At 55.2% G+C, this 13,285-nt stretch carries 9 protein-coding genes; all 9 read left to right on the top strand.

The genetic code is table 11. The annotated features are described in order from the left end of the window. Positions 1-30 precede the first annotated feature (30 nt). The 9 genes from VNQ80_RS05880 (at position 31) to VNQ80_RS05840 (ending at position 13,283) form a co-directional block, all read left to right on the top strand. Positions 31-777, top strand: coding sequence for a ThuA domain-containing protein (locus VNQ80_RS05880; RefSeq protein WP_325636529.1), 747 nt, complete (start codon positions 31-33; stop codon positions 775-777). 176 nt (positions 778-953) lie between these two features. Beyond that, positions 954-4,067 (top strand): TonB-dependent receptor, encoded by a 3,114-nt coding sequence (locus tag VNQ80_RS05875; RefSeq protein WP_325636528.1) that lies wholly within the window; start codon positions 954-956, stop codon positions 4,065-4,067. Positions 4,068-4,078: 11 nt separating this feature from the next. After that, positions 4,079-6,040 carry a RagB/SusD family nutrient uptake outer membrane protein gene (locus VNQ80_RS05870; protein WP_325636527.1) on the top strand — a complete coding sequence of 654 codons (1,962 nt, stop codon included), beginning with the start codon at positions 4,079-4,081 and terminating at the stop codon, positions 6,038-6,040. Positions 6,041-6,064: 24 nt separating this feature from the next. Beyond that, positions 6,065-7,333, top strand: coding sequence for a DUF4959 domain-containing protein (locus VNQ80_RS05865; RefSeq protein ID WP_325636526.1), 1,269 nt, complete (start codon positions 6,065-6,067; stop codon positions 7,331-7,333). Between the two features lie 30 nt (positions 7,334-7,363). Then, a complete protein-coding gene (locus VNQ80_RS05860; RefSeq protein WP_325636525.1) occupies positions 7,364-9,028 on the top strand; it encodes a DUF4998 domain-containing protein in 1,665 nt (554 codons plus the stop codon). Positions 9,029-9,069: 41 nt separating this feature from the next. Beyond that, positions 9,070-10,908: a serine hydrolase gene (locus tag VNQ80_RS05855; RefSeq protein WP_325636524.1), complete on the top strand. Its 1,839-nt coding sequence runs from the start codon at positions 9,070-9,072 to the stop codon at positions 10,906-10,908. Further along, positions 10,905-11,306 carry a Rid family detoxifying hydrolase gene (locus VNQ80_RS05850; RefSeq protein WP_325636523.1) on the top strand — a complete coding sequence of 134 codons (402 nt, stop codon included), beginning with the start codon at positions 10,905-10,907 and terminating at the stop codon, positions 11,304-11,306. The genes VNQ80_RS05855 and VNQ80_RS05850 overlap by 4 nt, the downstream gene beginning before the upstream one ends. Before the next feature lie 63 nt (positions 11,307-11,369). Further along, on the top strand, positions 11,370-12,515 hold the full coding sequence (locus tag VNQ80_RS05845; RefSeq protein WP_325636522.1) for a D-TA family PLP-dependent enzyme: 1,146 nt from the start codon (positions 11,370-11,372) through the stop codon (positions 12,513-12,515). A 42-nt stretch (positions 12,516-12,557) separates the two neighbouring features. Continuing rightward, positions 12,558-13,283, top strand: coding sequence for a M15 family metallopeptidase (locus VNQ80_RS05840; RefSeq protein ID WP_325636521.1), 726 nt, complete (start codon positions 12,558-12,560; stop codon positions 13,281-13,283). Positions 13,284-13,285 lie beyond the last annotated feature (2 nt).

Here is a 13,285-nt window from a genome sequence, read left to right as displayed (position 1 = left end):
GGAATATACACTTAATAGTTGGAGGAACAGATGAATAGTAAACGATTGATGATGGCGATATGCCTATTTGGATTGATGTGGAGTGTGCCGTTAGCCGGATCCGGCAATGACCCCGCCGAGAAAGTACTGATTTTTACCAAAACCCTCGATTACCGCCACGAGTCCACGGAAGTAAGTATTGTGGCCATCAGCAAGCTGTGCGAACAGAACGGTATCCTGGTGGATGCTACCGAGGATTCGGAATGGTTCCGACCGGAGAAGCTCCAGGAATATGCGGCCATCATCTTCCTGAATTCTAGCGGCGATGTATTCAATAAGGAGCAACAGGATGCATTCCGCGACTACATCCGCGGCGGCGGCGGTTTTGTGGGCATCCATGGCGCTTCCACCACCGAATATGAGTGGGATTGGTTTGGCCGGTTCGTGGGGGCATACTTCGCCGGGCATCCCGAGCCACAGCCGGCGACCCTCATCGTGCACGATACCACCCATATTTCCACCTGTAAGTTGCCCCACAAATGGACGCATTTTGAAGAATGGTACAACTTCCGTTGGGTGGATCAGGACTTTAACCTCCTGCTTACCGTAGACGAAAGCACCTACCACGGGGGGCGGCACCCCGACCACCACCCCATCTCGTGGTATAAACCTTTTGAGGGCGGGCGGATGTTCTACACGGCATTGGGCCATGGCGAGGAGTGCTATGCGGATAAGCATTTCCTGGACCATGTGCTGGGGGGCATTTTTTATGCAATTGACCGGTCGCCCGTGGATTAGCCGCACGGTAGATCTTAAGCCTTAAAAACCAACGCGTATGAAGTGAGTCAAACGATAAACCTGTAAACGAATTAAGTAGCCTTTATGAAAAAAGACCGTGAGAACACGGCCATGCCATTGGCGTGACCAAAGATTACGGTGTGTTTACGCATTTTTTAACAACCTTTTATATGATTATGAGAATTATTGGATTTTTAGTTTTACTGCTGATGCACGAGGTGTGCGTGGCCCAGACCAAGCAAGTCTCAGGGGTGGTGAAAGACGCCACCGACGGTTCGTTGCTGGCCGGGGTCAGCCTGACCGTGCCGGGGAAAGCCACTGCGGCCCAGACGGACGCCAATGGCGAATTTTCAATCGAGGCGGCCGTGGGCGACACGCTGGTTTTCTCGTTTGTGGGCAAATTGCCTGCGAAAGAGGCGGTAGGAAACCGCAATGTAATGGAGATCCTCCTGTATGATGACCAAAGCCAGCTGGATGAAGTCACGGTGGTGGCTTTTGGTACCCAGAAAAAGTCGAGCGTGGTGGGTTCCATCACCACGGTGAAGGCGTCCGATCTACGCATCCCGTCTTCTAACCTCACCAGCTCATTTGCCGGCCGGATACCGGGTATGATTTCCTTTCAGACTACGGGTGAACCCGGCGCCGACAATGCGCAGTTCTTCATCCGCGGGGTAACGACGTTCGGTTACCAGACCTCGCCCCTCATCCTGATCGATGGTTTTGAGGCATCCACCGACGCACTGGCGAGATTGCGGCCGGACGACATCGAGAGCTTTTCCATCCTGAAGGATGCCTCAGCCACCGTGCTTTACGGTGCCAGAGGGGCCAACGGGATCGTGATGATCACCACCAAGTCAGGCCAAGAAGGGCCAGTGCAGGTGAATGCGCGCATCGACTTTAACGTCACCACTCCCGTGCAGATGACCAAGCTGCTCGATGGGGTGGAGTACATGCAACTTTATAACGAGGCACGGATGACCCGCGACCCGCTGCTGGGCGCATTTTACTCGCAGCAGCAGATTCAATCAACCATCGACGGCGTAGACCCCATGCTGTTCCCCAATATCGACTGGCAGGAGACCTTATTCAACAAGTCGACGAACAACACGAAAGCGAATGTCAATCTTTCTGGCGGTGGCCAGGTAGCCAATTATTACGTGTCGGCCGGATGGGAGAAGGAGTCGGGCCTGCTGAAGGTGGACCAGCGCAATAATTTCAATAATAATATCGATATCAACCGGGCATTCATCCGTTCGAATGTCGTATTTAAATTGACGCCAACGACCACGCTTGATACCCGTATCACCGGGCAGTTTGAGCGCTACAACGGTCCTTGGGAGTCGGCGACAGGTATTTTCCATCAGATCATGCAAAGCAACCCGGTGGATTTCCCGGCGGTGTATGAGCCCGACGCAAAGAACCAGTTCGCTAGCCACACCCTGTTCGGTAACACCTGGGTGGATGGCGGCATGAAACCCAACCCTTATGCGTCTATGGTGCGCGGGTACGAAGACCGCAACGAAAGCCGGCTGACCACCCAGGCCACCCTGATGCAGGATTTGGATTTCCTTGCCGAAGGGTTGAAATTCCAGGGCCGTGTATCAGCCAACATCTGGGGGCTTTATTCCAGCAGACGCACCTACGCGCCCTTTTTCTACTCGTTGCAGGACTATAACCAGGTGACTGGCGACTATACGCTTTATGAGCTGAACCCCAACTCCGGGTCAGTGTTTCTTGGCAACGTAGAGCCCGGCCGGAACGCCGATGGGCATTATTATTTCGAAGGGCGCTTCAATTGGGATAGACTGTTCGGGAAACATAATGTCAGCCTGATGACTGTCGGAATGATGGAGGAGAAGCTATTAACTGGCGGTAATAGCACGTCGATTTACGAAACATTACCTGAACGCAATATGGGTAACTCCGGACGCGCTACCTACGGCTACGACGACCGATATTTCTTTGAATTTGCCTATGGCTATAATGGATCGGAAAAATTCGACGGATCGAAACGCTATGGTTTTTTCCCATCCTTTGGCGGCGGCTGGATGGTCTCCAATGAACGCTTTTTCGAACGGACCAAGAACGTGTTCAGTACCCTGAAGCTTCGTGCCACCTGGGGGCTCGTTGGAAACGACGCTATCGCCGATCGAGCCGGGCGGTTCTTCTATCTATCGGACATTGGCATCGGTGGATCCAACGGCTACCGGTGGGGTACCAATTTCATGAACGCCTATAACGGCTACTTCATCAACAGGTATGCTAACTCGGATATTACCTGGGAGGTATCTGAAAAATATAACTTCGGCATCGAGCTCGGCTTGCTAAACGATGCACTCCGGTTAGAAGGCGATTTCTTCCGCGACATCCGGAGCAATATCTACATGGTAAGGCAGAACTTCCCTGCCACTGCTGGCCTCGAAGCCAGTATCAGCGGCAACGTGGGAAAAGCGATGTCGCAAGGCTTCGATGGGTCCATCACGTACCAGCATTTCTTTAACAACGAATTCTGGCTGAATGGAAGGGCCAACTTCACGTATGCCACAAATGAGTACCTGGAACTTGACGAGCGTGATTACGCGGATAAATATCTCAGTCGGCTCGGCCATAACATCAACCAGCAGTGGGGCCTGATAGCGGAGCGGCTATTCGTCGATGAGGCGGAAATCGCCAATTCGCCGAGACAGGACTTTGGGGAGTATATGGCCGGTGATATCAAATATAAGGATGTTAACGGTGATGGCGTCATCAACGGCAATGACCAGGTACCCATCGGATTTCCTGCGGTACCGGAAATCCAGTATGGATTTGGTTTGTCAGCGGGCTTTAAGCAGTTTGATTTCTCGTTCTTCTTCCAAGGCAATGACCGTGTGTCGTTCTTTATCAACCCGGGTGTGGGTGGAGGGAATGATAACGATGAGGGCATTGCCCCATTCGTGAGCCGCCGGAATGCGCTGCAGGTGGTAGCGCGGGATTACTGGACGGAAACCGATCCGGATGTACATGCCTTCTGGCCACGGCTTTCCACCACGCCGATCAATAACAACCTGCAGCAATCGTCATGGTGGCTGCGCGACGGTTCATTTATGCGCTTGAAAAGTGTCGAGCTTGGGTACAGCCCCAAAGGATTGAAACACCTCGGCCTTGGGGAGGGTACCCGGATCTACGTGACGATGGAGAACCCTTGGGTAGTTAGCAGTTTCAAGCTCTGGGATCCTGAGATGGGCAGACGCGGGCTGCGCTATCCACCAAACAAACGCTTTAATATAGGAATTCAGTTATCGCTTTAATCGTTATAAAGATGAAGAAATTTTCAATAGTGGGGCTCTTGGCGTTTTTTACCCTGTTGGCTCCTTCTTGTTCGAAGTACCTCGACGTGGTACCAGACAATACGATGACCCTTAAAGACCTTTTCGATACGCGGGAAACCGCCTATGAAGCGTTGGCAAGGGTGTATAGTTACATCCCTAGGATGGACAACACGGCGTTGACCACCTGGACGTTGGGCGATGAGTTTGTCGGACGACTGGATCTTAATAATGCAACCGGCGACATGCGGGCCATCCGCATCATGCGTGGCTTACAGAGCGTCACGAATCCGCAACTTGGCACTTGGTCGGGGACCGAAGGGGCGAAGAGCCTCTACGAAGGTTTCCGTCAATGCGACGTATTTCTCGAGAATATCGGTTTGGTACGAGACATGGGTGATCAGGAAAAGCGTGAATGGAGTGCGCAGGTGACCTTTTTGAAGGGATACTATGCCTTTCTTCTGGTCAAACAGTACGGTCCCATCGTGCTGCCAACCGAAATGATTACACCGGAAGCTACGAAAGAACAACTGTTCCTGCAACGATCAAAAGTGGAAGATTGCTTTGCCTTTATTCTCGCGCGGATGGATGAAGCCATTCCGAACCTTCCCGAACGGTCGACCGAAAGTAATATGGGACAGGTAGACCAGGTATCCGCGATGGCTATCAAGGCCCGCGTATTGTTTTTCCGGGCGAGTCCGTTCTTCAACGGTAACCAAGAGTACTTCGGCGATTTTATGGACCACGACGGCCAGCCATTCTTCCCGTTGCAGTACGATGGTGAAAAATGGAAGCAAGCACTCGACGCCATCAACGAGTCCATCGCACTTTGTGAACGGAATGGCCTAGGCCTTTACAAGTTCGAAAAGGAGCCGTTTATTTATGACCGCGCTGCATTTGAAGCGAACCGCGAGCACATGCAGACGCTCTATGACCTGCGGATGGTGGTTTGTGACCCCTGGAACCGCGAGCTGGTGTGGGGGTATTCCAACCATGATTACTACAACCAGGGCGAACTGGCCCATTCGACTAATATCCGGCTTCCTGCTGGCTATGGGGATGGCGTTATCAATACCGCTGCTTTTTCCTGGCAATGGATGGCAGCAACCTACCGGATGACCGAACGCTATTATACTCGAAACGGGCTTCCTATTGATGAAGACCTTTCTTTCAACACAAATACCATGCACGAATTGACCCGGACCCCGGGCCTACTCGATCCCGAATATGAGGAGTTGAACGGCATTATGCAACCGGGCGCCGAAACCATCAATCTCTACCTCAATCGGGAACCCCGCTTTTATGCAAATCTGGGGATAACCGGCGGATTCTGGCGGGCGCATACGGTGCGCATCAATACGATGATGTATAATGGAGCGGATGGTGGATACAACTCGTCGACGCATTCCACCGACTTCCTGACAACCGGTATCGGTATACAGAAGCTGGTACATCCGGAGTCGCAATCAAATGCCTGGCAACGCGTGATCCGATTCCCTTACCCCATTATGCGGATGGCCGACCTGTACTTAATGAAGGCTGAAGCCCTCAATGAATATAGCGGTCCGAGCCAAGAAGTGTACGCTTCCATAAATCGGGTACGTGAGCGGGCGGGCATTCCAAATGTCGAAACGGTTTGGTCGGATGCCACCTTAGCCAAATCGGTAAATAAGCACTTGACGAAAGAGGGGATGCGCGATATCATACTAGACGAGCGTTCGGTTGAACTTGCCTTCGAAGGCCAGCGTTTCTGGGACATGTGGCGGCACAAGCGCGCAGTAGCCGAATTTTCCTCGCCGGTTTGGGGATGGACGCATACCGGATCGACCGGCGAGACCTTCTTTGTACTTGAGGCTAAGCAGGCTAGGCGGTTTACCATAACCGACTACCTATGGCCGATTGATCTGAACGAATTGAATACGAATGGAAACTTGATCCAAAATCCGGGATGGTAACCATCCCCCAATACAAGGATAGATATGAAGATTAGAATATTTGTAATAATGATCATGGCTGTGCTGATATCAGCATCCTGCAAAGAGGAAAACCGCTTCGCAAGCCACGTTACCGACGATGTACCTCCGGGCAAAGTAACGATTACCAACCAAAAGCCGCTGTATGGTGGCGCACGCTTTTTTTATAACCTGCCAGCCGATGAGGACCTATTGCAGGTGGAGGCGGTCTATATCGCAAAGAATGGTAAACCATATACCTTCTCGGCGTCGTATTTTGTCGACTCAATAGACGTATTCGGTTTCGGGAGCACGGAGGCCCATGAAGTTACACTGTATACCGTGGACCGCTCAGGCAACCGCTCCGCACCGGTAGTCGTATCAGTCATTCCACTGGAACCTGCGTTCAGCCGCGTGGCGGCTTCCATATCGGTTAAGCCGGGATTCAGCTCGTTTTTTGTCGACTGGACTAATGAGCTCGAACAAAACGTAAACGTGTATGTGGATTACCATTTCCGGCTGGACGGTCAAGAGAGGCAATTAACCACGGTGTTTTCATCCAATCTCCCCATAGACCGGCGCTTCATCAATGACCTTTACCTCTCGCCCGATGACCCGGTCGAGGTCAGTGTGCGGGTGGAAGACCAGTTCGGGAATACCAGTGATTACATTGAAAAGGGTTCGCTGACGTTGTATGAAGATATTGAGATTCCGAAGGCTAAGTGGATGTTGCCTGATGCGAACGACAGCATCGGTGGGGTACCTATGGTGTTCGGCGATGGCCTCGAAGGACGGTCGTCCAAGGTGATCGACGGCATTATTGACCAAGGAGATAACCTCAATTTTATGCATACCAGTAGCCGCGGCCGCACGGGCCGCACGGCAGATGGCAACATGCCGTGGAATTTTATCATCGATCTGGGCGATTATTACGAGTTGAGCCGAATCGTTACCGTTCAACGGCACTCAGGTGGGTTGGCCAATATCGAAAGGGGGCACTATTACCGCTGGGAGAACGTAGGTATGTATAACATGTACGTGTGGGATGAGGAGACCAATGAGTGGGTGTTCATCTCACAGCACAAGATACCCGTGCCGGTAGGACTCAGCGAATTGGAGTATGTACAGGCTGGCGAGGCTGGCGATGAGGCGTACATGTTCCCTGATGATCCGAAGTATACCAAGCCTACACGTTGGTTTAGGTACGAGGCGGTGAAGAGTTTCAACGGAAACTACACGCTCGAAGACGCCAACTGTTTGTCCGAAATCACCCTGTTCGGCCGTAAGGTCGACTAGCGATGTTGTGTAAACAAAAATAAAATTGATATGATGTACAGAATAATATATCTCGTCGTGTTGGCTGGCACCTTTTTAAGTGCATGCAGTGGCATGTATGACAGCTTGGAAGAATATTCCGGCGAAGTGGTATACCCCGCCAAATATGATACCATTGTAGGCCGAATAGGGTATGAGCGGGTCGAGATCAACCTGATGAAGGCCGGCCGGATTCCGTCCAATAAGATTAAACTCGGGAAAGCAAAAAAAACCGTTGTGGAGTATGACGACCAACGGATCGTCATTGATTCGCTGGTATCGTGGGTGAACGTAACGGACCTTACCCAGCCCAAGTTGTACCGTTTCCGGATTTATACCGTAGACGAGTTCGACAATAGATCGGTGGCGCAAGAGATTGCACTGATTCCCTATACCGCCAGCGATGCGTCAGGCCTGGCCATCAATTCGCCACGTGTACTCGCCTCGCCCACCTCGGCTGCGGTCGATTGGCCGAATGGTCTTTCTTCCGTTTTGCTCGACTATAAGGGGCTATCGTTCAGTTATACCAATAAGGATGGCGAGACGCTGAACGGTAGCCGGGAGGCGGATTCCCGTTTTTTCGTGGCCAATCTGCCGGCGGGACAACCAGCCACGATATCGCTGACGTACAAGGTGGTGCCCAAAGTGAATAACGTCCCGATCCTTGACACCGTTTTGGTGGAAAAGCCGTTGGTGATAGACATGCCGACCGGCAGCAGTATATTTACACCGGTAGAACGGGCAATATTGGAAGCCAATGGGGTGACTACCTTTACGGCCGACGGGGTGGCCGCATTCACCAAACTGGTTTTTCCGATTCATGTGAATTCGTTGCAGGATATCTTTTATTTCTCTAGCCTGAAGCAACTCGACCTAACCGGGGGCGACCTGTTTGAAATGGCGACGCTCCAGTACGATCGTAACGGTGCACAGTCTACGGTTGGTGGCGGTGATTTTCCGCCATTTGTCCGGAACGTGGGAAATGTCTCTGCGGCTAATGCACAGACGCTGAAAGACCTGTTGGAAACCGGCATATTGGAGCATGTACGGTACATTCCTCACTCGTTGGGCCTGGATGACATCCTCCGCCCGTACGTGGAATCGGGCGTTGTTGAGCTCGTCAACCTGCCCGATGAGGCTCTCATGCCCATGAAACTCCTCATGGACGGCGTGATCCAGGACGGTGCCTGGCGGATGGAGGTAATGCGCAATCCAGGCGATGCGCCCGCCGGCGATGGGCTTGCTAACGTACTCAAAACGACCATGATTGCTCGTAACGCATCGTTTGTCTTTGCCCTGCCGACACAATACCGGTATAATTTCGAGGAATACAGATACCTGAAGTTTAAAGTATATATGCCCGAAAAATCGGTGTTGGAAGCGCATAACGCTTCATGGTACCAGCGGCTCTGGCCACGGTTCCTGAACCACCTGTGGGGATTTGACCACGAAAGCGTATACGGTCAGGAATATTGGGCACCCAACCCCGACAATTTCCGGATCAACGACGCCGACCTCTCAAAATGGCATGACGTGACGGTAGATCTGTCGGAAGCGGTAAATCGACATAACCGGGTGATCATCATGAATATTGGGGGCGAGCCGCCGGTTCCGTTCGATCCAGATAGCCGAATCATTTATTATTTTGCGAACTTTAGGCTGTCTAAAAGTAGCTAATCAGGCAGTTAACGACTGTGGGGATAAACTCAAGAATTGTTATGGAACTGAATTTCCGATTTTTGAAACCGGTATCGATGGCCTTTCTGGTCGTATCGGGGGCCATGGCCAACACGTCGGCCCAGCCGGCTCCAGCGCTTGATTTCGACCAGTCCGTGTCGCGGCCCATCCAGCACGACGAGGAACATGTTTATGCGCTGGATGCGGAAGCGGGCCGCCATGTGGATATCGAATTGGCCCAGCGGGGCATCAATCTGGGGGTGACCGTCTCGGCGCCGGACGGCACGGTGCTTGTCGCTGGCGACCACCAGCGGCATGTGGATGCCACAGAGTGGCTCGGGTTTGATGCGACCGAAGGGGGCACTTACCGGATCCGGCTAACGCCGCAGCCCGGCTATGCCATCCAGACGGGGCTGGATGGCAACGCCTTCGTGTGGGACGGTGAGCGCCGTGTACCGTACAAGCAGACCAACGATGCTGGTGCTTATACGCTGACCGCCCGTCAGGCCGACGGGGGCGGGAAGAAGCTCGATAGGATCGACCGACTTTTCCGGCCCTATGCCACAGCCGGTTCGGCTGGTGTCGCCGTCGGCATCGTGAAAGACGGGGCGATGCTGTTCGCGCGCGGTTTCGGTCTGGCCAACCTGGAGTACGGCATCCCGGTGTCGCCGCACACCCCGTTCCATATCGCTTCGGTGTCGAAGCAGTTCGCGGCTTATGCCCTGGCGGCGCTGCACGACGCCGGTAAGTTGTCGCTGGAAGACGACGTCCACCGATACCTGCCCGAACTGAAGACGCGCGAGCCGATCACCATCCGGCAGATGCTGAACCACACCAGCGGCCTGCGCGACCAGTGGGTGGTGGCCGCCCTGGCGGGTTGGCGCATGGACGACGTGATTACGCAGGAGCAGCTGCTGGGGCTGATCTTCAATCAGGAGGCACTGAACTTTCCCCCCGGCACGAAGTACCAGTATTCCAATGCCAACTACACGCTGGCGGCCGAAATCGTGCGCCGGGTGACGGGGAAGACCCTGCGCGAATGGACCACGGCCGAAATTTTCGAGCCGCTGGGGATGCGGCGCACGTTCTTCTACGACGACCACGAGGAAATCCTCCCTGAGCGGGCCTACTCCTACGACGACCGCTCGGGCGAGATGAAGAAGAGTGTGCTCAGCTTCGCCAACTCGGGTGCCACGAGCCTGTTCACCACCGTACACGACTTCGTGAAGTGGATGCCCAATTATCGCCACCACCACGTGGGCAATGCCCGGATCTTCGAACTGATGACCACACCCGGGAAGCTCGATGACGGCACGCAACTGAATTACGCGCTGGGGGTCGCCGTGGGCAACTACAAGGGGCTACGCACCATCGACCATTCGGGAGTCGATGCGGGCTACCGCTCGTTCATGCTTTGTTTCCCCGACCAGGACGTGGGCGTCATCGTGCTGAGCAACCTGGCCTCATGCAATACTGTGGAGCTGGCGCGGCGTACGGCCGATATCCTGCTGGACCTGCCTGCCGAGGCGCCCATGGACCTCTCACCGAAGGCACCGGCACGGCTCCACGGTACGACGGATTACGAGCCGGAGGCACCAGCCTCGGATTACACCGGGGTATACTACAACCCGGAGATCCGTACCGAGTACCGCATCGCGGAACGGGATGGCCGGCTGTACCTCAGCCACAAGCGGATATCCGACGTCCGGCTGCTACCCACAGTGGCCGACCGGTTCAAAGGCACCTACTGGATCTTCAACGAGATGACCTTCAACCGCGACCGCCGTGGCCGTGTCACCGGTTTCACGGTCAGCAACGGCGGGGTGTCGGGCATGGCCTTCACCAAACGGAATGTAGAAAATAACCAAATAAAACGATGAAACAAGTCATAGCAAGCAAAGCGGCGCCGGCCGCCATCGGGCCCTATAGCCAGGCCATCCGGCATGGCAACCTCGTATTCCTTTCCGGCCAGCTGCCGATCGACGCGACCGACGGGACGGTCCCTAGGGGCATAGCCGCCCAGACACGGCAGTCGCTGGAAAACATGCGGCATGTGCTGGCCGCCAGCGGCTGCACGCTGGCCGACGTGGTGAAGACCACGTGTTTCCTGGCAGACATGGCGCTTTTCCAGGAGATGAACGCGGTGTACCAGACCTTCTTCACCGATGCCGCGCCTGCGCGGACCACCATCGCTGCCCGGGAGCTCCCCAAAGGCGTGCTGGTGGAGATCGACTGCATGGCCATCACGGGCCAGCCGGCCAGCACGGCCGGCGGATGAGACGGGAGGGGAAAGGAAGGGCGGAAAATACAAGAACACAGCAAACAGCTAGGAAGAACAATTATGGATAGAGTGAAAAGTACAACTACCGCCGGATCTTGGTACGAAGTGGGTAACGCGCAGGAAATCGATTCGCCAGCCCTATTGGTGTACCCCGACCGGGTAAAACATAACATAGATGTGGCCACCGGTATGGTGGGCGATGCCCAGCGCTTGCGGCCGCACGTGAAAACTCATAAGTCGTCAGCCATCACCCGGTTTCAGTTGGCAGCGGGCATCACCCGCTACAAATGCGCCACGCTGGCCGAGGCTGCAATGCTCGGGCGTTGCGGGGCGCCGGATGTGCTGGTGGCCTACCCGCTGCTTGGCCCACGGGTGGGCGCCTTCCTCCAGCTTTCGAAGCAGTTTCCCGGTAGCCGGTTTTCGGCCATCGTGGACCACCGTTCCGCCGTCGACCGGCTGTCTGCGGCTGCCGTTTCGCAGGGTGCCTCCGTGGACGTGTACCTCGACCTAGACATCGGCATGGGCCGTACGGGTATCCCGATCGGTGCGGAAGCCGAAGCGCTTTACGTGCATTGCCACTCCCTTGCGGGGCTGCACGTGGCGGGCCTGCACGCCTACGACGGGCAGGTGCGCGAGCGAGATCCGGAGAGGCTGCGGCAGCAATGCGAGACGAACTTCCGTCCGCTGGCTGCGCTGGTGGAGCGGCTTTCGGGGCAGGGCTTCCCTCGGCTGGAAATCATCATCGGCGGCTCCCCGTCGTTCCCGTATTATGCGGAGATGGCCGAGGTGCAGTGCAGCCCCGGCACGTTCGTGCTGTGGGACCATGGCTACGCGGTTGACTGCCCGGATCAGGCATTCCTTCCCGCGGCGGTGCTCTTCACTCGGGTGATCTCCCTCCCGGGTCCGGAGACGATCTGCGTGGACCTAGGCCACAAGGCGGTGGGAGCGGAGAATGCCATCGAGCGGCGGGTGCATTTCCTGAACGCGCCGAGGCTCCTAGCCCTGCGCCAGAGCGAGGAGCACTTGGTGCTGCAGGCGCCCGCGGGGCATGGGATCGGTCTGGGCGACATGCTTTACGGCATCCCGTACCATATCTGCCCGACGGTGAACCTGTACGACGCCTATAACGTGGTGGAAGGGGGCGTAGTGACGGACAGCTGGGAGATCGATGCCCGGCAACGGTTCCGTTATGCGGCAGATACCTAATTAGTGCGCTGTATTATTCATTAACTATTCAAATCTGAAGACATGATTACGCTGAAATTTCACGTGTTGCAACCGCTTGTTGCAGCTGTATTCCTGGCGGTTTCGTGCGCGCCGCCCTCGCCCAAGGAGGCCTACCAGCAGAAGTATGGTGCGCCCACGGTGTCGACCGTGGAAGAATACCGCCGGCAGGTGGCGCAGAACCCGGACCGGGAGCTGGTTGACCTCCGTGCTTACCTGCCCGATGCGGTATTTGATGTGGTGTATGCAACCTCCCGCAATTTCATGGGGGAGCCCGTTTATACCAGCCCCGGCGCTTACCTGTGTCGGCCGGCTGCGGTAGCCCTGCAGGCGGTGCAGGCCGAACTGGCGGAAATGGGCTACGGGCTGAAAATCTGGGACGCCTACCGGCCGTACCGGGTTACGGTGGCTTTCTACGAGCATGTGCTGGACTCCACCTTCGCCGCCTCGCCCTACACGGGCTCCAAGCACAACCGGGGTTGCGCGGTTGACCTCACGTTGATCGACAAGGCAACCGGTGAGGAGCTGGCCATGCCCACCCTATTTGATGAATTCACGCCGAAGGCCCATGTGGATTTCAGCGACCTGCCGGCAGCGGTGCTGCAGAACAGGGAACTGCTGATCCGCACGATGGCCAGCCACGGCTTCACAGTATACGCCGACGAATGGTGGCACTTCGATTTCAGGGACTGGGAACAGTACGGCCTGATGGACCTCGAATTTGAAGAATTGGAATCGGCAGAAATTTAGTT

The organism is Parapedobacter sp. (assembly GCF_035556095.1).
Taxonomy (GTDB): Bacteria; Bacteroidota; Bacteroidia; order Sphingobacteriales; family Sphingobacteriaceae; genus Parapedobacter.
Note: the sequence above shows the minus strand (reverse complement) of the source record. Positions and strands in the feature narration are given on the sequence as shown.